General features: G+C 69.8%; 20 protein-coding genes. 8 read left to right on the forward strand and 12 right to left on the reverse strand.

From position 1 onward, the window contains the following. Positions 1 to 20 precede the first annotated feature (20 nt). From ACWCPF_RS21130 to ACWCPF_RS21140, 3 genes are read left to right on the forward strand one after another with little or no spacing between them, the layout of a single operon-like run. Positions 21 to 1,841: a glycoside hydrolase family 15 protein gene (locus tag ACWCPF_RS21130; RefSeq protein ID WP_451046589.1), complete on the forward strand. Its 1,821-nt coding sequence runs from the start codon at positions 21 to 23 to the stop codon at positions 1,839 to 1,841. A gap of 3 nt (positions 1,842 to 1,844) precedes the next feature. Then, positions 1,845 to 2,789, forward strand: coding sequence for a cyclase family protein (locus tag ACWCPF_RS21135; RefSeq protein WP_451046590.1), 945 nt, complete (start codon positions 1,845 to 1,847; stop codon positions 2,787 to 2,789). Between the two features lie 33 nt (positions 2,790 to 2,822). Continuing rightward, entirely contained in the window at positions 2,823 to 4,403 is a 1,581-nt protein-coding gene (locus ACWCPF_RS21140; RefSeq protein ID WP_451046591.1) for a GMC family oxidoreductase, read from the forward strand. Between the two features lie 11 nt (positions 4,404 to 4,414). Here the strand turns inward: ACWCPF_RS21140 and ACWCPF_RS21145 are convergent, their stop codons facing one another. The 6 genes from ACWCPF_RS21145 to ACWCPF_RS21170 form a co-directional block, all read right to left on the reverse strand. Continuing rightward, complete coding sequence (locus ACWCPF_RS21145) at positions 4,415 to 5,455, reverse strand: cytochrome d ubiquinol oxidase subunit II (RefSeq protein WP_451046592.1); 1,041 nt, start codon at positions 5,453 to 5,455, stop codon at positions 4,415 to 4,417. Further along, the gene (locus ACWCPF_RS21150; protein WP_451046593.1) at positions 5,455 to 6,939 is read right to left on the reverse strand and encodes a cytochrome ubiquinol oxidase subunit I; all 1,485 of its coding nucleotides are present in this window, start codon (positions 6,937 to 6,939) and stop codon (positions 5,455 to 5,457) included. Before ACWCPF_RS21150 ends, ACWCPF_RS21145 begins: the two co-directional genes overlap by 1 nt. Positions 6,940 to 7,035: 96 nt before the next feature. Beyond that, positions 7,036 to 8,436, reverse strand: a complete 1,401-nt coding sequence (locus ACWCPF_RS21155; RefSeq protein WP_451046594.1) for an NAD(P)/FAD-dependent oxidoreductase — start codon at positions 8,434 to 8,436, stop codon at positions 7,036 to 7,038. A 7-nt stretch (positions 8,437 to 8,443) separates the two neighbouring features. Beyond that, entirely contained in the window at positions 8,444 to 9,280 is an 837-nt protein-coding gene (locus ACWCPF_RS21160; protein WP_451046595.1) for an SDR family oxidoreductase, read from the reverse strand. A 240-nt stretch (positions 9,281 to 9,520) separates the two neighbouring features. Further along, on the reverse strand, positions 9,521 to 10,198 hold the full coding sequence (locus tag ACWCPF_RS21165) for a CHAT domain-containing protein (RefSeq protein WP_451046596.1): 678 nt from the start codon (positions 10,196 to 10,198) through the stop codon (positions 9,521 to 9,523). 297 nt (positions 10,199 to 10,495) lie between these two features. Then, positions 10,496 to 10,777, reverse strand: a complete 282-nt coding sequence (locus ACWCPF_RS21170; RefSeq protein WP_451046597.1) for a hypothetical protein — start codon at positions 10,775 to 10,777, stop codon at positions 10,496 to 10,498. A 498-nt stretch (positions 10,778 to 11,275) separates the two neighbouring features. Between ACWCPF_RS21170 and ACWCPF_RS21175 the strand changes: the two genes are divergently transcribed. Both ACWCPF_RS21175 and ACWCPF_RS21180 read left to right on the forward strand, forming a co-directional pair. Then, positions 11,276 to 12,202, forward strand: coding sequence for a hypothetical protein (locus ACWCPF_RS21175; RefSeq protein ID WP_451046598.1), 927 nt, complete (start codon positions 11,276 to 11,278; stop codon positions 12,200 to 12,202). A 10-nt stretch (positions 12,203 to 12,212) separates the two neighbouring features. Beyond that, positions 12,213 to 13,487 (forward strand): hypothetical protein, encoded by a 1,275-nt coding sequence (locus tag ACWCPF_RS21180; RefSeq protein ID WP_451046599.1) that lies wholly within the window; start codon positions 12,213 to 12,215, stop codon positions 13,485 to 13,487. A gap of 111 nt (positions 13,488 to 13,598) precedes the next feature. On the opposite strand, the gene ACWCPF_RS21185 is transcribed toward ACWCPF_RS21180, so the two are convergent. Both ACWCPF_RS21185 and ACWCPF_RS21190 read right to left on the reverse strand, forming a co-directional pair. Next, positions 13,599 to 13,883 carry a hypothetical protein gene (locus ACWCPF_RS21185; protein ID WP_451046600.1) on the reverse strand — a complete coding sequence of 95 codons (285 nt, stop codon included), beginning with the start codon at positions 13,881 to 13,883 and terminating at the stop codon, positions 13,599 to 13,601. Then, the gene (locus tag ACWCPF_RS21190) at positions 13,880 to 14,698 is read right to left on the reverse strand and encodes a phytanoyl-CoA dioxygenase family protein (RefSeq protein ID WP_451046601.1); all 819 of its coding nucleotides are present in this window, start codon (positions 14,696 to 14,698) and stop codon (positions 13,880 to 13,882) included. The genes ACWCPF_RS21185 and ACWCPF_RS21190 overlap by 4 nt, the downstream gene beginning before the upstream one ends. Before the next feature lie 70 nt (positions 14,699 to 14,768). Here ACWCPF_RS21190 and ACWCPF_RS21195 point away from each other — a divergent pair, with 70 nt between their 5' ends. Continuing rightward, entirely contained in the window at positions 14,769 to 15,554 is a 786-nt protein-coding gene (locus ACWCPF_RS21195) for a helix-turn-helix domain-containing protein (RefSeq protein ID WP_451046602.1), read from the forward strand. A 35-nt stretch (positions 15,555 to 15,589) separates the two neighbouring features. On the opposite strand, the gene ACWCPF_RS21200 is transcribed toward ACWCPF_RS21195, so the two are convergent. The 3 genes from ACWCPF_RS21200 to ACWCPF_RS21210 all read right to left on the reverse strand — a co-directional run bounded on the left by ACWCPF_RS21200 (position 15,590) and on the right by ACWCPF_RS21210 (position 17,289). Beyond that, positions 15,590 to 16,270, reverse strand: coding sequence for a response regulator transcription factor (locus ACWCPF_RS21200; protein ID WP_451046603.1), 681 nt, complete (start codon positions 16,268 to 16,270; stop codon positions 15,590 to 15,592). Next, on the reverse strand, positions 16,267 to 16,782 hold the full coding sequence (locus tag ACWCPF_RS21205; protein WP_451046604.1) for a sensor histidine kinase: 516 nt from the start codon (positions 16,780 to 16,782) through the stop codon (positions 16,267 to 16,269). The genes ACWCPF_RS21200 and ACWCPF_RS21205 overlap by 4 nt, the downstream gene beginning before the upstream one ends. A gap of 240 nt (positions 16,783 to 17,022) precedes the next feature. Beyond that, positions 17,023 to 17,289: a hypothetical protein gene (locus ACWCPF_RS21210; protein WP_451046605.1), complete on the reverse strand. Its 267-nt coding sequence runs from the start codon at positions 17,287 to 17,289 to the stop codon at positions 17,023 to 17,025. Positions 17,290 to 17,519: 230 nt separating this feature from the next. On the opposite strand from ACWCPF_RS21210, the gene ACWCPF_RS21215 reads away from it, so the two are divergent. Further along, positions 17,520 to 18,047 carry a SigE family RNA polymerase sigma factor gene (locus ACWCPF_RS21215; protein WP_451046606.1) on the forward strand — a complete coding sequence of 176 codons (528 nt, stop codon included), beginning with the start codon at positions 17,520 to 17,522 and terminating at the stop codon, positions 18,045 to 18,047. Beyond that, entirely contained in the window at positions 18,037 to 18,648 is a 612-nt protein-coding gene (locus ACWCPF_RS21220) for a hypothetical protein (protein WP_451046607.1), read from the forward strand. Before ACWCPF_RS21215 ends, ACWCPF_RS21220 begins: the two co-directional genes overlap by 11 nt. A gap of 35 nt (positions 18,649 to 18,683) precedes the next feature. On the opposite strand, the gene ACWCPF_RS21225 is transcribed toward ACWCPF_RS21220, so the two are convergent. After that, a complete protein-coding gene (locus ACWCPF_RS21225) occupies positions 18,684 to 20,123 on the reverse strand; it encodes a gamma-aminobutyraldehyde dehydrogenase (RefSeq protein WP_451046608.1) in 1,440 nt (479 codons plus the stop codon). Between the last annotated feature and the right edge of the window lie 3 nt (positions 20,124 to 20,126).

A 20,126-nucleotide genomic window follows, 5' to 3' on the forward strand; every position in this document is an offset into this window, starting at 1 on the left:
TCCGAGAACTCGGAGCAGCCATGGACCGCTACCCTCCCATCGCCGAACACGGCCTGGTGGGCGACCTGCAGACCGCCGCGCTCATCTCGTCGCAGGGTGTCGTGGACTGGTTCGCCGCTCCCCGGTTCGACTCGCCCAGTATTTTCGCCGCCCTGCTCGATCACGACGGCGGCGGATACCTGCGACTGGCCACCGAGCACCCCGACGCGACCTGCAAGCAGCTCTACTACCCCGACACGGCCATTCTGGTGACCCGGTTCATGTCGCCGGACGGAGTGGGCGAGGTGGTGGACTGCATGCCTGTGGACCGGCCGCACACCGCCACCGACCGTCACACGCTGATACGCGTCGTGCGGTGCGTGCGCGGGACCGTCGACTTCACGCTCGAATGCCGGCCGCGGTTCGACTACGGCCGGGCCGAGCACCGGCTGGAGCTCGGCGAGAAGACCGGCGTGTTCCGGTCCCCGGTGATGGACGCGCATCTGCAGACCTCCTTCCCTCTGGAGCGGGACGGCCAGGACGTGCGCGGCAGGGTGACGCTGAGCGCCGGCGAAGCGGGCGGCGCCGTGTTCACCGTCTGCGCGTCCGGCGGCGAGGCGCCCGCACCTCTCACGGTCGACGGGCTCACCGCGCAGGTCGAGGGCACCGGCCGCTTCTGGCAGACCTGGTTGCACCAGTCCCGCTACCGGGGCCGCTGGCCCGAGCTGGTGCACCGTTCGGTCATCACCCTCAAGCTCCTCACCTACGCTCCCACCGGCGCCCTCGTCGCGGCGGCCACGATGGGCCTGCCCGAGCAGATCGGCGGGGAGCGCAACTGGGACTACCGGTTCACCTGGGTGCGCGACAGCGCGCTGTCCGTGCGCGCCATGCTGGACCTCGGCTTCGCCGAGGAGGCCACCGCGTTCCTCCACTGGCTGGTCGAGAGGCTGCAGGAGCGCGAGGGCAAGGAGGAAGAGCCGCTCCAGACCATGTACCGGGTCGACGGCAATCCCGATCTGCCCGAGGAGACGCTCGAACACTTCGAGGGCTACCGCGGCTCGTCCCCCGTCCGCATCGGCAACGGAGCCGCCGACCAGCTCCAGCTGGACATCTACGGTGAGGCCCTCTACGCGTTGTCCCAGGGCCGCGAGATCGCCCAGCAGGCCACCTACCGGGGGTGGAAGACCCTGGCCAGGACGCTGGACTGGTTCGCCGAGGCCTGGGACCGGCCGGACGAGGGCATCTGGGAGACCCGCGGCGGCCGTCAGGACTTCACCTACAGCCGGGTGATGTCCTGGGCCGCCTTCGACCACGGGCTGAGCCTGGCCGAGCACTTCCGCAGGCCCGCCGACGTGGTGAAGTGGCGCAGTGCCAGGGACGCCGTCCTGGAGCAGGTCATGGAGCGCGGCTGGAGCGAGCGGGAGGGCGCCTTCGTCCAGCACTACGGCGGCGACGTCCTGGACGCCTCCCTGCTGCTCATGCCGAGGGTCCGGTTCATCGCCCCGAGGGACCCGGCCTGGCTCGCGACCCTCGACGCGATGGATCGCAAGCTCGTCTCCGACAGCCTCGTCTACCGCTACGACCCCGCCGCATCGCCGGACGGGCTGCGCGGTTCGGAGGGCACCTTCAGTCTGTGCACCTTCCTCTACGTCGACGCGCTGGCCCGGGCAGGGCGGCTGCCCCAGGCCCGCTACACCTTCGAGAAGATGCAGACCCACGCCAACCATGTCGGGCTCTTCGCCGAGGAGATCGGTCCGACCGGGGAGCAACTGGGCAACTTCCCCCAGGCGTTCACTCATCTGTCGCTCATCATGGCGGCCACCACCCTCGACGAGGCGCTCGACGCGGAGAACGGGCGCTGACCCATGGTCACGCATGCCCGTCCGGCAGAACCGCCGCCGCTGACCGCGGACGAGTTCGGCGTGCTGTACCGGCGGCTGCGCTCGCGCGCGGCCTGGGCCGCGGGTGACCGGGGCGCGCTGGAGGCGCTCACTCCCGCCCGGGTGCTGGCCGCCGCCCGCGAGGTGCGGACCGGGCGGACGGTCACGCTCGCGGCGCCGGTGGAGACGCTGCCCGGCCCGGACAATCCGGAGCCCGCGAGGCACCGGATGAGCGGGCCGCCGGACGAAGAGGCCGCGGGCGGGCTCCACTTCGCGCGGGACAGCTTCGCGATGAACGTGCACGGCGACGCCGACAGCCACATCGACGCCCTCTGCCACGTGATCTACGACGGCACCCTGCACGGCGGCCGTTCGGCGAGCAGCGTCACGGCGGGCGGGGCCACGGCACTGTCCATCGAGGCGGCGCGCGACGGGATCGTCGGACGCGGCGTGCTGCTGGACATCCCCCGGCTGCGCGGTGTGCCCTGGCTCGAACCGGGTGATCATGTGAGCGCCGACGACCTCGACGCGGCCGAGGCGGCGCAGCGGGTCCGTGTGACCGAGGGCGACCTTCTCTTCGTCCGGGTGGGCCACCGTCGGCGCCGCGCCGAACTCGGGCCGTGGCGCGCGGCACGTGAGCGCGCCGGGCTTCACCCGTCAGCGCTGGAGTTCCTAGCGGACCGGCGGGTCGCCGTGCTCGGCGGCGACGGGAACAACGACACCGCGCCGAGTTCCACCGAGGGCGTCGACTTCCCCGTGCATGTGCTGGCGATCCACGCCATGGGCCTGCACCTGCTGGACTATCTGCAGTTCGAGGACCTGGCACCGCTCTGCGAGGCGGAGGGACGCTGGTCGTTCCTCTGTGTGATCGCCCCGCTGAGGCTGCCGGACGCCACCGGCTCGCCGGTCAACCCGACAGCCGTCCTGTGACCCGATTGCACGACTCCTAGAACGGGACCTCTCATGGCCGACGATCAGCACTACGACGTCATCGTCATCGGTTCGGGAGCGGGCGGCGGCACGCTCGCGCACCGGCTCGCCCCCACCGGCAGGCGGATCCTGATCCTGGAGCGCGGCGGCTACCTGCCGCGGGAGCGGGACAACTGGGACTCCACCGCCGTGTTCGTCAAGGGCAAGTACCGTGCCCCCGAGTTCTGGTACGACAAGCACGGCGACCAGTTCCCCCCGGAGGTCAATTACTACGTCGGGGGCAACACCAAGTTCTACGGCGCCGCGCTCTTCCGACTGCGGCCCGAGGACTTCGGCGAGCTGCGCCACCACGACGGCGTCTCACCGGCCTGGCCGATCCGCTACGAGGACCTGGAGCCCTACTACACCCAGGCCGAGCACCTCTACCTGGTGCACGGCCGGCACGGCGAGGACCCCACCGGTGGGCCGACCAGCGCGCAGTACGCCTACCCGCCGGTGGAGCACGAGGCGCGCATCCAGCAGCTCAGCGACGATCTGGGCAAGGCCGGTCTGCACCCCTTCCATCTGCCCATCGGCGTGAACCTCACCCAGGACGAGCACGGCCGGGCCACCCATGACAGCGTCTGCATCCGCTGCGACCGGGTCGACGGCTTCCCCTGCCCGCTGGGCGCGAAGTCCGACGCACAGGTGATCTGCGTCGACCCGGCGCTGAAGTACGCCAACGTCACGATGGTGACCGACGCCCATGTGCGGCGCCTGGAGACGGACCCGGCCGGACGCACGGTCACCAGGGTCGTCGCCGAGCTCAGGAACGGGGTGACCGAAGGGTTCAGCGGCGACATCGTGGTGGTCGCCGCCGGGGCGGTCAACTCCGCGGTGCTGCTGCTGCGTTCGGCGAACGACAAGCACCCCGGCGGCCTGGCCAACAGTTCGGACGTGGTGGGGCGCCACTACATGCGGCACAACAACCTGGCGCTGATGGCGGTGTCGAAGGAGCCGAACCCGACCAGGTTCCAGAAGACGCTGGCGCTGAACGACTGGTATCTGGGCGCGGACGACTGGGAGTATCCGCTCGGCGGCATCCAGATGCTCGGCAAGTCGGACGCCGACCAGATCCACGGCGAGGCGCCGCGCTGGGCCGGCGCCGTCACGCCCGAGATGCCTTTCGAGGTACTGGCGCACCATGCCGTCGACTTCTGGCTGTGCGGCGAGGACCTCCCGCTGGCCGAGAGCCGGGTCACCCTCGACAGGGACGACGCCATCCACCTGACGCTCGACGAGAAGAACAACGTGGCCGGTCTGAAGCGCCTCCAGCACAAGCTGCGGGGCATGCTCGGGCACCTGGGCATGCACGAGGACCACTTGCTGGACCACAGCATCTACCTGCACAAGGGCATGCCGATCGGCGCCACCGCGCACCAGGCGGGCACCGTGCGGTTCGGCGACGACCCGAGGAGTTCGGCTCTCGACGTCAACTGCAAGACCCACGACCTGGACAACCTCTACGTCGTGGACACCAGCTTCTTCCCCAGCATCGGCGCGGTGAATCCGTCCTTGACCGCCATCGCCAACGCCCTGCGGGTCGGCGACCACATCGCCGACCGGCTGAGCTGACGGACGCGTCGCTACAGGTTGTCCCCCGGCGTTGCGGCGGCCCGGGTGTCGGCGTCGGTGAGCTCCTCCAGCTCCCCCATCGTGTCCAGCCGGTAGAGCAGCACCAGCGCCGGACCGACCAGCACGATCGCGACGACCGTGACGATCACCAGCCAGCGCAGGGTGTGGTCCGCACCGGCCGCTTCGGCCACCGTCAGCGAGGTGGGCAGCGCATAGGGTCGCTGCGCGAAGCCCCAGGCGCCGACGGTCAGGGCGACGCTCGCCACCGAGGTGTAGCGGGACCAGCCGTGGGACCGGCGCAGCACAAGCAGCACCGTGGCCAGACCGCAGACGGCGGCCAGGACGATCAGCAGCAGGCCGAGGCCGCCGGTGAGGCCGTCCCACACGTAGCGGGCGTCGTGGTGGGTGACGGGCAGCCCGATGAGCGCCAGGACCACGACGGCGCCGAAGGCGATCAGCGCCCGTACGCGGAAGTAGTCGACGAGGTCGTGCGCGCCGAACCGCAGGGCGTCGGAGCACAGGAAGACCGCCCCGAGGAAGGCGGTGGCCGCGATGGCCAGCAATCCCACGAGGACGGAGGTGCCGTTGGCCCAGGCATCCGCGGAGGCGGTCGTGCCGACCTTGACCCGACCGGAGGCGATGCCGCCGAGCACCGTCCCGAGGAAGAACGGCGTCACGAGGGACGCGACGGCGAACACCGCGCCGAAGACGCGTCGTTGGGCCAGTCGGCGGGACGGCTTGCGCAGGGCGAACCCGGCGCCGCGGAGCACCAGGCCGACGGCGGCGAGGGCGAGCGGCAGCCACATCGCGGAGAAGACGGCCTGGAACATCGTCGGGAAGCCGGTCCACATGATGACGAGAATGAAGATCAACCAGACGTTGTTGACCTCCCAGACCGGTGCCATGGCGTGGTCGATGAGCCAGCGGGGCCGTTTGCCGCGCTCCGCGCCGCCGGCCAGGAGGTCCCAGAAGCCCGCGCCGTAGTCGGTGCCTCCGGCGCAGGCGTAGGCGGCGATCGCGAGCACCAGTACCCATGCGATGAACGCGGCCACTAGGACGCACCGCCAGGGGTGTGGTCGGACCCGCCGCCGGGCGCGGCCCGGGCGAGTGCGGGCTCGGGCTCGCTTCTGGGCCCGTACGGGGTGTCGGTCTCCGGGGGCAGTTCGCCGCGCGGGGCGGCCGCGCCCTCGTCGGCGATGCGCCAGCGGGTGCGCATCTTCAGGACGACCGCGAGGAACGCGGAGAACACGGTCACGTACACGACGATGACGATGCCGAGCATCGCCCACAGCGATCCGGCGTGCGTGCCGGTCACCGCCTCCGAGACCCTCATGTGCCGGTAGACGATCCAGGGCTGGCGGCCGACCTCCGTGGTGATCCAGCCGCACTCGACGGTGAGCAGGCAGGCGACTCCGGCGATCGCGGCGCAGCGATAGAACCAGCGGCCGCCGGGGTTGTCCCGGTGTCGCCACCAGGACCAGGCGTACCAGAGCGCGAGCAGGATCAGCAGGCTGCCGATCGTGACCATGATGTCGAAGGCCCAGTGGGCGATGGTGGCCTGGACGGCGGTGGGGCGGTCGGCGGCCGGCACCGAGGTCAGCCCGGTGACCTGGGTGCTGGGCTTGAAGCCGGCGAGGATCGAGTCCAGCTGGGGAATCTTGATTCCGCCGGAGATCGTGCCGTCGCTGTTCAGCCGTCCGAACATGTACTCCGGTACGTGGGTGTCGGTCTTCCAGACGATCTCCATGGCGGCGAACTTGATCGGCTGCTTGTGGAAGACGGCGCGGGCGGCGGAGTCGCCGAGCATGAACTGGACCGGTGTGAGGATCGCGGCGACCGTGAACGGCACGGTGAAGCCGAGCCGGTGGTAGCGGTCGCGGCGACCGCGCAGCCAGCCGACCGCGTACACGCCGGCGACCACGTAGCCGGCGGTCAGGAGCATCGCGACGACGAAGTGCCAGTATTCGGGGCCGAACATCGGGGTGAAGATCGCCTGGCGCACGTCGACGTCGACCGGATCGCCCTGGGCGTCCAGGCGGAACCCTTGCGGGGTGTTCATCCAGGAGTTGGCCGCGATGATGCCGAACGATCCCATCAGGGCGGCCAGCGGCAGCGGTACGGCGAGCCAGAAGTGGGTCCAGGGCTTGAGGCGGCGCCAGCCGTAGAGGTAGATCGCGATCAGGACGGCCTCCAGGAAGAACGCCCATGCCTCGATGCCGAACCCGAGGCCGAACACATCACCCCAGCGGCCCATCAGGCCGGGCCACAGCAGGCCGAACTCGAAGGACAGCACGGTGCCGGTGATGATGCCGATGGCGAACTGGACGGCCATCACCGCCGACCAGCGGCGGGCGAGGGTGAGGGCCACGGGGTCGTTGCGGCGCAGCCCCCGGTGGTGCATCAGCAGCGTGATGAACGGCAGTGCCACGCCGAACGGGACCAGCAGGATGTGCGAGGCCAGGGTGAAGGCCATCAGCTCTCGGGCCGGGAGGAGTTGGTCCGGCGTGTTGGCGAGCTGGGCCGCGGTGCTGAGCATGTGCGCCTCGGAGGTCTGCCCCGGATGAGGAGGTGGGGCTGGGGAAGGACGGGTGAGGGAGGGGACGCCCCCGAAAAGGCCGGCCCGCGGACCGCGTCAGGAAGGCGGCGGGGGCGCTTTCGCCGCGGGCGGCCCGGCGGCTGAGGCGCCGGTGCCGGTGCCGGTGTCGGTGTCGGTGTCGGTGTCGGTGTCGGTGTCGGTGTCGGTGTCGGTGTCGGGCAGGGTGAAGGCGCGTTCGCGGCGCGAGCTGGTGGCGAAGGCGACGGACCAGCTGAGCACCGCTCCCAGCCTGCTGCGGAAGCCGGTGAGGAAGGCCAGGTGGATGAAGAGCCAGACGAGCCAGCCGGTGAAGCCCGACAGATGCACCGGCCCGGCCTTGACGACGGCCCGGCCGCGGGCGATGTAGGCGGCGGTGCCGAGATCCACGTACGCGAAGGGCTTCGGCTTCTTCGTCCTGCCTTCGACCTGGTGTCGCACGCTGCGGCCCGCGTACGCACCCGACTGCATGGCCACCTCGGCCAGTCCCGGCAGCCGGTTCAGGCTCATCACGTCGCCGGTGACGCGGATCTCCGGATGGCCGGGGAGGGTGAGGTCGGGTTCGACGAGGAGGCGTCCGGCGCGGTCCTGTTCGGCGCCGGTCGCGCGGGCCAGCGCGGCTGCGATCGGCGGCGCTTCGACGCCGGCCGTCCACAGCACGGTGCGGGCGTCGAACCGGGTGGTCGTGCCTTCGTGGTCCTGCACGGTCAGGCCGTGCTCGTCGATGTCGGTGACCCTGGTGCGCAGATGGAGTTCCACGCCGAGGTGCTGCAGGGTCCGGGCCGCACGGTGGGCCAGTGGGGGGCCGAACGCCTTCAGCACGGCGTCGGATCCCTCGAAGAGCAGGACCCGGGCGTTGGCGGAATCGATCCTCCGGAACTCCCGTTCGAGCGTATGGCCGGCGATCTCCCGGATCTGTCCGGCGAGTTCGACGCCTGTCGGGCCGCCGCCGACGAGTGCGAAGGTCAGCCACTGCTGCCGTTCCCGGTCGTCCGCGGCCGTTTCGGCCATCTCGAACGCCCGGTAGATCCGTCGGCGGATGTCCAGCGCGTCGGCCAGGGTCTTCATGCCGGGGGCGTGCGCGGCGAACTCGTCGTGCCCGAAGTAGGACTGACGCATGCCCACCGCGACGATCAGATCGTCATACGGCACCGCGAGGGCTCCGCCCCCGGGGCGCCGGGCGTGGACCAGCCGGGCGTCGGCGTCCACGTCGGTGGCCTCGGCGAGCACGCAGCGCACATTGTGGTGGCGCCGCAGGACCCCGCGCAGCGGTTGGGCGATCTGCCCCTCCGACAGGATTCCGGAGGCGCACTGGTACAGCAGCGGCTGGAAGAGATGGTGGGCACGGCGGTCGACCACCGTCACGGCGACCGGCGACTTCCGCAGGGCACGGGCGGCGAACAGCCCGGCGAACCCCCCGCCGAGGATCACCACCCGGCGGGGCGTGACGTGATCCTGCATCGAAAGATCAGCCTCCGGTGGCGAAGCCGGGAAACAGCGTCATTCCGCCGTCGACGTAGAGGGTGGTGCCGACGACGTAGTCGAGCAGGTCGGACGCCATGGCGACGACGGCGTTGGCGATGTCGTCCGGGTCGCCCACGCGGCGGTACGGGATCAGGCGCAGCAGCTCGGCCTCGGCCTCGGGGGTGGACCAGGCGTCGCGGTTGATCGGCGTGCGGATGGCGCCGGGCGCCACGGCGTTGACCCTGATCCGCTGCGGGGCCAGCTCCTGGGCGAGGGTCTGCATCATCATGCCCACCCCGCCCTTGGAGGAGGCGTAGTTCACGTGCCCCGACCATGGGACGATCTGGTGGACCGAGCTCATGCAGACGATCTTTCCCGCCGACCGGGAGACCTCCTCCACCACGCCGCGCCGGATGAACTCCTTGGCGGCCTCCCGCGCGCACAGGAACTGACCGGTCAGGTTGACGTCGATGACCTTCTGCCACTGGGCGAGCGTCATCTCCGTCAGGGGCGCGTCCCGCTGGAGGCCCGCGTTGGCCACCATGATGTCGATGGTGCCGAACTCCTCGACCATCCGCGCGACCATGTCGGTCACCTGGTCCTCGACGGACACGTCGGCCTCATGGGCGTAGGCGCGGACGCCGAAGCCCTCGATCTCCTTCACGACGTTCTCCGCCTCGTGCGCACCGGCGACGTAGTTCACCACGACGTCCGCCCCGGCCCGGCCCAGCGCGATGGCGGTCGCCAGACCGATGCCCGAGTTGGCGCCGGTCACCAGCGCCTTCTGGCCCCTGAGAAGCTGCGCGGACACCGTCCCGCGATTTTCGGTCTTCGCTGCCACCACGATCTCTCCTTGGGCGTTTCGGACGGCACGCCGCAGAAACGGGCGACGCGTATGAGGGAGGCCGCGGCCCGGCCGACCGCCAGGACAGACACAGCAGCCGTGACACACCCGGCCTCCAGACGAAAGCACCCCGCGCCGGGAACGACTCCGACCGGCACGCGGCGCCCCCGACATCGACACGCCACATCACACGGTCGGGCTACGTGCCGCCGACGTTCACCTGTGCGGTCGGCGACGTCATGAACGCCAAGCGCCGAAGCAGGCCTGGGCAGCCCAATAGAAGGGATCCTTGGTGACGGAACGAAGCTCCCGCTGCGTCGAGGTGACGGCTTGTGGGGAGTCTTCGCCGGCAGCGAGTCTGCGGTAGAAGATGTCGGCGAAGGCTCGCCCGGTCCACTCTGGAAGGGCCCACATGCTGCCGATGACGCTTCGCGCGCCGGCGGCGAGGTCCGCGTCCATGTCGCCGTGACAGGCGAAGTGGACGAGGTCGTGGTGCGGCAGTTCGGTTTGTACCCGGCTGCAGGTGGCCTCCCGGCCCAGCACGGCGGTCACGTCGCCGCCGTAGGCTCGCAGAGCCGCCAAGTCGTGCGCGTAGTCGATGTCGCCCGCCGGGTCGTGGCCGATGAACAGGATCCGACGCGGGCGGGTGGCCGGTAGGTGAGGGCGGCCGGCGAAGGACGCGGTGGGCAGGTACACGATCCGCTCGAGGGTTCCGTCGTCCACGGCCTGCAGCACCAGGCGCAGACTGTGCACGGGGATCTTGCGCAGGTATCCGTACGGGACGATCAACAGGGTCTTCGGGAGGGGACCCGACGGAAGCAGAAGGGGCCGGCCGACGGCCGGAGGCAGACCTGCGGCGGGGAGCAGCGAAGAGGTCCCCGCGTCGAACAGTGCGCGTAGTTCGCCGCCTGTCACCGCGACGGAACTGTGGGCACAACTGGCACCTGAACGCTGGCGGAGATACCGCGCCCAAATCGCTGCCCTGCACGACGCACACGTCTCTCTGGCAGACATCCAAGCGGCACTCGGTGAGGAAGCCGAAGCCGCCTTGGTCGACCAGTACACCCACATCGACCTCGTAGGTCTTCACCGCGCAATCGCGGGAGGTCACGGCGAGTCCTGAGATGGATTCACCGAACACCTCGTAGGTAAGGTCGAGGAGTAGGAGGAACCGACGGCGTTGAGAGGAGGTCAGTCGTGACCCGCCGTGGTTCACTCTTCGTCCTCCTCGATGATCTCGAAGGCGAACGAAACGTCCTTGGCTCTCAGCAGGCCTTCGTGCGGGTGACGACCAACCCCCCAGCTGTCACGGCCGCGCAGCCACGAGTCCCGGTACACCCCGATCGTGGAGCGGGTCTCCATGGTCAGCCGAGTCAACGCGGCGCCTCCGACCGCCCACGTGCCCTGCAGGGCCAGGCCGAGGACGTCGGGGTCGGGCAACCCGGTCGCCAGCAGCCGGATCGCCAGAGGTGGACGCGGTATACCAGACGGCACCGTGCCGCGCCTCGTCAAGCAGCACCGCATCGGACGGCAGAGCGATTCCCGGCCCGCCGATCATCCATTCGGCCATCTGTCCGCCCCTCCGGAAGTGCCCACCAGCCGATCGCCTGGAACGCTACGTCGCAGCTGGCACGCCTGCGCCCTTTTCCCCATCAATCCGACAGGCGACCGCCCCGACCGCTGACATCCACTTCCGTCCACTGGACGACGACCCGTCCCCGGCGCAGATTCGAGTGAGCGTCATCGAACCTGGTGTCGCGTTCCTCTGCACTCCCAGCAGGTGGAGCGGGGGCGTGAACGCCCCTGTTTCTGCATCGGGTTGTCAGACACGCGCGCGCCTTGCACTCTCCTCCAGCTTGGGACCGCACCACAGAAAGTGCAACCGTGTGCCCGTCTCCCGCCTCCCCGGTCGTCGGACACAGCACCGAGTTGCGGGCCCCGCCCCGCAATTGGACCCTGATAAGGAGAAATGCTCCGAAGGAGGGAACCGCTATGACCAGCATCCAGGGCAAGGGCGACCAACCGGAGGAACCCGGCGTCGTCGGTGAGGCACAGATCGGTGACGGCGTGCGGGGACTGAGTCACGCCGAGTACAAGGGTGGAGTCGTCGGCGTAAATGACAACGACACACCGCGAGCCGGCCCGGGTGTGTACGGACAGAGTCCGGGAACCGGAGTCGTCGGGGAGTCGACGACGTGGCACGGCGTGTTCGGGCACACCACATCCACAACCGGCGGTCATGGCGTGAGCGGTGACGGGGACGTGGGTGTCTCCGGGGTCGGCCGCAAGTGGATCGGGGTGTACGGGGAGACCAACGCCGACCCGAGCGTGGGCGCCTCAGGAATCTGGGGCGACGGCAAGGACTCCGGGGACGGCGTAAAAGGACATGCCAAGGCGCCGGGCAAGGCCGGGGTCGCGGGATTCCAACTGGGGAACTCTGGACCCGGCATCTTTGGACAGGGCGCGCCCGCCGGGCACTTCCAGGGTGACGTCGTCGTCACCGGGGACCTGGTGCTGCCGGGCGCGGACTACGCCGAGGAACTGACCGTAGGGTCCGACGAAGTGACTCCGGGAACGGTCGTCGTCCTCGACGAGGCTGGTCGGATTCGCCCGTGCACCGAGGAGTACGACGCACGCGTCGCCGGTGTCGTGTCCGGTGGCCGCGGCGTGAAGTCCAGCCTGGTGCTGGACCGTCACGACGAGGGCGCGCCCGTTGCCCTCATGGGGAAAGTGTGGGCGCTGGCCGATGCCGGCACGCATCCGATACGGGCTGGGGACATGCTCACCACCTCCGGGCGGTCCGGGCACGCCCAGCTCGTCACCGACCGGTCGCGCGCCTTCGGAGCGATCATCGGCAAGGCTCTCACCGATCTTCCCTCAGGACGTGGACTCGTTCGCGTCTTGGTGACATCGAGTTGAGGCGATCGCTATGTCGCGCATTCGCATGGCGGTCGAGATTCGCAACGAGGCGCCCGTGCCGCTCGTCTGGGCCCGGGACGAATTGGCCTCGGGAGAGTGGACCGACCCCTGGTACCCCTCCCGCGCCGGGACCGTCACCCCCGGAACGACCGCGGAGTGGCGGGCCGAGGGAGACCTCTTCGTCGCACCGACGTCCGGTACCGAGGGCAGAGTCTGGTACAACATCGACGGCGACCCAGGGCGGCAGCTGTACATACACTTCAACAGTCCGCTCATCGAGTCGCAGTACGGGAACACGTTCCACGTCTGGGCGCCGCCCGGTTTCGAGGCGGCCTACAACGGCGGTCAGGGCCACCAGGCTCGGCTCGTCATCCGCCTTCGGGAGAGCGCACGTCGCCAGGTTCGTGGGTTCACACCCTCGGTCAACGGGTTCCAATTCGCCAATCAGTGGCGTCCCGGTCTTCCCGCGATGACCGTCGGCTTCCTCTGGAATCGACTGCTCGACGAACTCGGCGGGGACGCCGCCGAGGCTCTGGACATCGCCCGGGTCGACGACGGCTGGCTGCCCCTCACTGAGGCCAGTGCGGGAATGTGCGGCGGAATGACGTTCGCAGCCATGGACTACTTCGCCGCCGGCAAACTCCCGCCCGCCGAGACGACGGCGCCGGACTCCGAAGACGACCCGGTCTTCCAGTTCATCCGGGACCGGCTCCTGGACAGCTTCGACATCACCGGTTCCGGGCACCGGTGGCTCGGGTACTCTTCGCCGCACTACCCCAACGGGGACGAAGGGTTCATCCAGGTGGCCGGACTCGCCCGTGGCCGCGCCTGGGTGACCTGCCGCGACGAGTGGCCGCGCATCCGGGACGACATCGACTCGGGGCGCCTGTCGCCGATCGGGCTGATCCAGACCGATTCACTCGACATCGGCCGGAACCACCAGGTGCTGGCTTACGCATACCAACAGAACGGCCAGTCGGTCGAGCTGTGGGTGTACGACAACAACTACCCTCGCGAAAACGATCTGCACCTGCGGTTTGACATCACGGACACCGCAGGCGGGGTCGACGTCCAGCGCCTCGGCCCGTATCGCCCCAACGAGCCACGGATCTTCTGCATCTTCCGCACCAACGGCTACAACCCGCACACAGCACCGGGCGGACGTCAGCTGTCGGTACGTCAACTGCTGGAGCGTGCCACCGGACGCAGGTCCGGCCGCCTGCCCGGGGACGTCGGTCTTCCCCGACCGGCCTCCGTACGTCAGTGGCTGAGCAGCGTCGGCTGACCGGTCATTCGGGTCAGGCCGTAGCACCATCCACCGGGCGGGGTTGCCGACCATGTAACAGGTGCCCTTCTCACAGGCCGTGCTCTGCCGCCGACCCCCGCTCCAGCCGGTCTACATGGCGATCAGTCTTTCGAAGAAGAACTCGTGCTTCAGGAAAGACGTCTCGTGTTCCGCGCCCGGGTACGGCGGGATGAGCTGGGCGGCCTGGAAGAGACGCCAGCCGTCTTCCAGCGCGGCGACACCCGTCTCGTACGGCGGCTCGTCGCTGTCCCCGGTGGTGGGCCGGGTGGCGCCGGTGCCGTCGTAGCGGGCCCAGCCGATGACCGGGGAGTCGAGGGCGGAGGTTCCCAGGTAGAGGACGAGGACTTGCTGCCGCACGGTGTTCGAAGTGGTCACGCGTTGCTCCTGTGCGCAGGCCGGTTGGTGATCCGGGTGGTCCAGTACTCGATGTCGAAGTCGGGGTCGGCGGTCAGGGAGCGCCAGAGCCCGATCCGGTTGTGGATCTCCAGGCGGCCGGTGGCCGGTTCGTACCAGGGGAAGGTGCGGCTCAACTCCTCACGCACGGCCGGGTCGTGCAGGTCCGCCGTGTCCCAGAGCCGCACCTGCGGCACGGTCGGGTTGAAACGGATCTTGTACATGTGCCGGACGGTGTCGCTGCCGTTGCGCCGGCCTCCGTGCCAGATGCCGTGGTGCAGCAGGACGACCGTGCCGGCCGGGCACGTCAGCCGGGTCTGGCCGCGCAGGTTCTGGTAGCGGCCGGTGTCGGACTCGTTGGTCCGGCGCAGATGACTGCCCGGGACGATGAGCGTGCCGCCCATGTCCGCGGTGACCTCCTGCGGGTAGTACATGAGCTGCACATCGAAGGCGTCGGTCCGCAGATCGATGAGGGCGTCGGCGTGCAGCGGCTGCGCACTGCCCTCGTGGGGTTCGCGGGTGTGCACGTAGTGGTGGTCGACGGTCGGATCCGGGCCCACCAGGCTCTCCAACGCGCCTGCGACGGCAGGCAGTTCGACGAGCCGTCGGGCGAGGGATCCCTCGGGGAACGCCTTCGGCACAGGAGTGCCGTACGGCACGGAGGACAGCCCGGCTGCGAAGACGCCGAGCGCCTCCTCATTGAGTTCCCGGGGCACGATGCCGTCGAAGCGCAGGAAACCCTGGGCCACGAACCGCGCCGCCTGAGCCGAACTCAGCAGTTGTCGTGTGGTTGACATACGGCAACCGTAGGAAGAGACAGCCCGGAAGTCGTGGGCTGTAATCAGCAAGCACTGGTAATTTTCCACCATGACGCATTCCGTGGAGCTGGCACTCGACCTGCCTCCGCAGGTGGAGAACGCGGGCGTGGGCATCCACGGGTACGCCGGCCCGCACGATGTGTTCCGGCTGCCGCGGCTGTGGCAGCTCCATCTGTACGGCTACTCCGGCACCCTGGCGTTCGACGGCTTCCGGCACCCGATCCGCCCCGGGCACGTGAGCCTCGTGCCGCCGGGCACAGAAGTGCACTTCCACTACGACACCACTCCGTGCGAGCACCTCTACGCCCACTTCAGGCTGCCGGGCGAAGGCGAGCGGCATCGCGTCCCGGTGATGCAGGACGCGGGCGCGGACGCCGCGGTGCTCCGTGGGCTCCTGCGGCAGACGGTCGCGGCCGGCACGCACTCCCCGGCACGGGCCGCCGCGGAACTGTGGACCGTGCTGTGGCGCACGACCGGCCTGGTGGGCGCCTCCGGGAACGGTGACGGGGCGCGGCATCCCGCCCTGCGGACGGCCATGGCCCACATCGAGGAGCATCTGGCCGACCTGTTGGGCGTCCCGGACATCGCCCGTGCCGCCGGGATCTCGCACAGCCATCTGACGCGGTTGTTCCGGGAGGACACCGGGCTCACGGTCGTCGGCTACATCCGGCACCGCCGCATGGAGCGCGCCCGGCATCTCCTGATCGCCTCGACGCTCGCCATCCCGGCGATCGCGGCGACCGTCGGCATCCCCGACCTCCAGGCCTTCAACAAGACCTGCCGCAGAGAACTGGGCGCCGCACCGAGAGCCGTCAGGCACTCGGGCCATCGATGAAGGCGGCCGCGGGGCCCCAGCGGAGGCGGAGGCGGTCAGAAGCTGGTGGGCGCGGGGCGTGCCAGGCCGGTCCGGTAGGCGATGACGACGAGTTGGGCGCGGTCGCGGGCGCCGAGCTTGGTCAGGGCGCGCTGGATGTGGGTGCGCACGGTGAGAACGCTCAGGACGAGTTCGTCGGCGATCTCGTTGTTGGACTTCCCCTGGGCGACCAGTCCGGTGATTTCGCGTTTGCGGGGGGTGAGGTCGCGCAGGCGCTCCACGGGTGCGAGGAGGGGGCCGGGTTTGGGGCCGGCGAGGAAGCGGGTGATCAGGGCCCGGGTCGCTCCGGGGGAGAGCAGGGCCTCGCCGGCGGCGACGGTGCGGATGCCGGCGAGGAGCGCGTCCGTGGTGACGTATTTGCCGAGGAAGCCGCTGGCGCCGACGCGGAGGGCCTGGGCGACGTACTCCTCGGTCTCGAACATGGTCAGGACGAGGACGCGGGTGCCGGCCAGGTCGGGGTCCTCGCAGACGGCGGCCGTGGCGGCGAGACCGTCGGTGCCGGGCATGCGGATGTCCATGAGGACGACGTCGGGCTGATGTGTGCGGGCGCGTTCCACGGCCTCCTGGCCGTCGCAGGCCTCGTCGACCACTTCCATGTCGGCGCAGGAGTCGATCAGGAGGCGGAACGTGCCGCGCAGCAGGGCCTGGTCGTCGGCGAGCAGGACACGGATGGTCAAGGGGTTGCCTCTTGTCGTGGGGCCAGGGCTTGTGCCTGGGTGTGGGGCTGGAGCGGCAGGGCGGTGGTGACTTCGAAGCCGCCTTCGGGGCGGGGTCCGGCGTGCAGGGTGCCGCCGACGGACTGGGCGCGTTCGCGCATGCCCATCAGGCCGTATCCGCCGCCGGGGACGGGCGGGGCGGCGGCGGTGCCGTCGGTGGTGACCGTGACGGTGAGGCCGGCCGACTCGCACGTGGCCACCAGCTCCGGCAGGCGGTCCAGGCCCGGAGCCGGTTGCAGCGAGTCGGCCTCCGGGTCGCCGGGATGACGTAGCACCCCGACTGTGGCCTGCAGCTCCAGCAGGGCGGAGGACGTCGTGCCGGCCAGGTCGGCGAGGATCTTCTGTGCCTGCTCCGGCTGGGCGGGGGCGAGGTGGGCGGCGGTGCCGGCCTGCGCGTGGGCGACGGCCATGTGGTGGGCGACGACGTCGTGCAGTTCATCCGGACCCTGGTGCAGCGTTCGTCCTCGCCGCACCACACGCGCTGTGCGGACGTGACCTCGCCCATGACGCGCACGCCGGCCGTGTCATAGCCCGCCGGACGATTCACCGGACCTTCGGCCTCAGGTATCGCACCGCTCGTCACGACGTGGCCCGCCCACCACGGGGAAGCGGTCGTCGGGGTGGTGAATGAGATCACCACCCCGACGACCGAGGGGATCTAGGGCGGGTCTCCGTCGGCGGGCGGCCGAGTTGCGCGCTGGACGGAGGGGCGGTCAGCCCTTCTGGGCGTGGGCCAGTGCGATTGTCTTCATCTTCAAGGTGCGCACCGCAGCGGGGTCCGTCACGGGCCGGGGCGTCTGTCCCTGCCCCTTGGCCGTGGTGTGGGAAGCCCGCTCCGCGGCCGCGGCGGCGACCGCCTTCGTCTTCTGCTTCTGGGTGCTCGCGGAGTCGTCGTCCGTCGCGGAGTGCGAAGCCGCGGTGGCCGCGTGGACCTGCGATCCCGCCGCCACAGCCAGGCTGCCGAGCGCGAAAGCGCTCACCGCGGCGGTCCTGAACGTCGTACCCATCCTGCTCGGCTTACGGGGGGCGGCATGGCGCATGGGAGTTCCTCTGCTGTCGGTTCGACTTGGACAGCTGGACTACGCAGCGCGTGAACCCGGTCGCGACAACCGGAGGCAGTGATACAGATCACGCGGAGCCGCTGTAGCGGGTTGCCGAGGCCGGTGCGTACCTCCCGTACAGAAGTGCCCTGGTCGTTCTGTGGACGGATATGGATGGCGGAAGAGTGGCGAAAGGCGCGACGGAGGAGGAGTTCGATGAATTCTATGCACTGGCCTATCCCAGACTCGTTCGGCAGCTTTACGCGATGACCGGCGATCTGCCGGAGGCCCAGGATGTCGTCCAGGAGGCGTTCATAAGGGCCTGGGGCCGGCGTGGAATATTCACGAGCGACGGTGCCCAGGAGGCGTGGATCCGCACGACGGCCTGGCGGCTCGCCATATCGCGTTTCCGGCGTGTACGGCGCGGCATTCAGCTCATGCAGCGTCATCACGAACAGCGCCACGCCGAAGGTCCGACCCCCGAGCGCGTCGCTCTCGTCGAGGCACTCCGCGCTCTTCCGAGGAAACAGAGAAGCGTGGTCGTCCTCCACCACTTGTGCGACCTCAGCGTCGAACAGATAAGTACCGAGACGGGCTGGCCGACCGGCAGCATCAGGGTGTGGCTGGTCCGTGGGCGCCAGTCGCTCGCCCGCCACTTCGCCCCCCTGCCGGACCAGGAGGTGGATCATGTCGGATGAGTACGAGCACCCCGTCTGGCTTGCCGAGGGCATCACCCAGTTGGAGAGCGTTCGGGTGGAGGGGCCGGTCTCCGCACAGGAGTTGCGTCGCCGAAGCGTCCGACGCCGTCGCCGCCGTACCCGTGCCGGCGCCCTTGCGGTGATTGCCGTGACAGCGCTCGGCGTCGGCGCCTACTGGAATTCCACGGGCATGAAGGTATCGGCGGACGATCCTGCCCGCCGCGGGCGTGATTCCAGAATATCGGCGGCCCAGGAGGAATTGCAGGCCTACTACTCGGCTCTGCCGGATGCGTACGCCCCTGCCTATGCCGATGCATCTCCGGATTCGCGGGCCGAGCTGTGGAAGTTGATGACCGCGCATTTCACGGACACGGCGCTGAAGCGGGAAGTCGTTCTCGAAGGGAGCGGAGGCGACGACCTCGCGGCCACGTGTGGGCCCGTGGACGCCACCTCCGCCTTCACCGTCGGAGACCCCCGCAGCACCGGGGCCGACACCGTCCGCGCCCGCGTGACGAGCAGCAGCTCACCGGAATCGATCGAGGTCGATTTCGATCTCCGCTCGATGAGAATCTCGAACTGGTCCTGCACCGACGGATCCTGACCTCACCGAGTGTGCCGCGCCGGACTGTTCAGGTGTCAGAGCGACGTCATGACGTGCTTGATCCGGGTGTAGTCCTCGAAGCCGTATGCGGAGAGGTCCTTGCCGTAGCCGGACTTCTTGAAGCCGCCGTGGGGCATCTCGGCGACGAGTGCCATGTGGGTGTTGATCCAGACGCAGCCGAAGTCGAGGTTCTTCGACATCCGCATCGCCCGCGCGTGGTCCTTGGTCCACACCGAGGAGGCCAGGGCGTAGTCGACGCCGTTGGCGTACTCCACGGCCTGGGCCTCGTCCGTGAAGGACTGGACGGTCATGACCGGGCCGAAGACCTCGTTCTGGACGATCTCGTCGTCCTGGTTCAGGCCGGAGACCACCGTCGGCGCGTAGAAGTAGCCCTTGTCGCCGACCCGGTGGCCGCCCGCCTCGACCCTGGCGTGCTCGGGGAGACGCTCGATGAAGCCGCTGACCTGCGCGAGCTGGCCCGCGTTGTTGAGCGGTCCGTACAGCACGTCCTCGTCGTCCGGCCGGCCCGTCTTCGTGTCGGCCGCGGCCTTCGCGAGCGCTGCGACGAACTCGTCGTGGACCGACTCGTGGACCAGGACGCGGGTCGCGGCCGTGCAGTCCTGACCGGCGTTGAAGAAGCCGCCGACGACCAGGTCCTCGACCGCCTTCGCCAGGTCGGCGTCCTCGAAGACCACGGCCGGGGCCTTGCCGCCGAGCTCCAGGTGGACCCGCTTGACGTCCTTGGCCGCGCTCTGGGCGACCTGGATGCCGGCGCGCACCGAACCGGTGATGGAGGCCATCGCGGGGGTCGGGTGCTCCACCATGAGGCGGCCGGTCTCGCGGTCGCCGCAGACCACGTTGAAGATGCCGCGGGGCAGCTCCAGCTCCGCCAGGACACCGCCGATGATCTCGGCGAGCAGCACCGTGGAGGCCGGGGTGGTGTCCGAGGGCTTGAGGACCACCGCGTTGCCCGCCGCGAGCGCCGGGGCGAACTTCCACACCGCCATCAGCAGGGGGTAGTTCCACGGCGCGACCTGTGCGCAGACACCGACCGGCTCGCGGCGGATGATGGAGGTCATCCCGTCCATGTACTCGCCGGCCGAGCGGCCCTCCAGCATCCGGGCCGCGCCCGCGAAGAAGCGGACCTGGTCGACGGCGGGGGCGAGTTCCTCGCTGCGGGTGAGGTGGAGCGGCTTGCCGGTGTCCCGGCTCTCCGCGGCGACGAGTTCCTCGGCGCGTGCCTCCATCGCGTCGGCGATCTTCAGCAGCGCACGCTGCCGCACGGACGGTGTGGTGTCGCGCCAGACGGGGAACGCCGCGGCCGCGGCCGCCATCGCCGCGTCGACGTCCGCCGCGCCGGAGAGCGCGGAGGTGGCGTAGACGTCACCGGTGGTGGGGTCCACGACGTCGAGCGTGCGGCCGTCGGAGGCGTCCGCGAACGCACCGTCGATGTAGTTGCGGAACGTGCTGCTCATGGA

Source organism: Streptomyces sp. NPDC001858 (assembly GCF_053594615.1).

What these genes read in the sequence shown, in the direction of transcription:
- ACWCPF_RS21130 (WP_451046589.1), top strand. Translation starts at nt 21, where the DNA reads ATGGACCGCTACCCTCCCATCGCCGAACACGGCCTGGTGGGCGACCTG.
- ACWCPF_RS21135 (WP_451046590.1), top strand. Translation starts at nt 1,845, where the DNA reads ATGGTCACGCATGCCCGTCCGGCAGAACCGCCGCCGCTGACCGCGGAC.
- ACWCPF_RS21140 (WP_451046591.1), top strand. Translation starts at nt 2,823, where the DNA reads ATGGCCGACGATCAGCACTACGACGTCATCGTCATCGGTTCGGGAGCG.
- ACWCPF_RS21150 (WP_451046593.1), bottom strand. Translation starts at nt 6,939, where the DNA reads ATGCTCAGCACCGCGGCCCAGCTCGCCAACACGCCGGACCAACTCCTC.
- ACWCPF_RS21155 (WP_451046594.1), bottom strand. Translation starts at nt 8,436, where the DNA reads ATGCAGGATCACGTCACGCCCCGCCGGGTGGTGATCCTCGGCGGGGGG.
- ACWCPF_RS21175 (WP_451046598.1), top strand. Translation starts at nt 11,276, where the DNA reads ATGACCAGCATCCAGGGCAAGGGCGACCAACCGGAGGAACCCGGCGTC.
- ACWCPF_RS21180 (WP_451046599.1), top strand. Translation starts at nt 12,213, where the DNA reads ATGTCGCGCATTCGCATGGCGGTCGAGATTCGCAACGAGGCGCCCGTG.
- ACWCPF_RS21190 (WP_451046601.1), bottom strand. Translation starts at nt 14,698, where the DNA reads ATGTCAACCACACGACAACTGCTGAGTTCGGCTCAGGCGGCGCGGTTC.
- ACWCPF_RS21195 (WP_451046602.1), top strand. Translation starts at nt 14,769, where the DNA reads ATGACGCATTCCGTGGAGCTGGCACTCGACCTGCCTCCGCAGGTGGAG.
- ACWCPF_RS21215 (WP_451046606.1), top strand. Translation starts at nt 17,520, where the DNA reads ATGGATGGCGGAAGAGTGGCGAAAGGCGCGACGGAGGAGGAGTTCGAT.
- ACWCPF_RS21220 (WP_451046607.1), top strand. Translation starts at nt 18,037, where the DNA reads ATGTCGGATGAGTACGAGCACCCCGTCTGGCTTGCCGAGGGCATCACC.
- ACWCPF_RS21225 (WP_451046608.1), bottom strand. Translation starts at nt 20,123, where the DNA reads ATGAGCAGCACGTTCCGCAACTACATCGACGGTGCGTTCGCGGACGCC.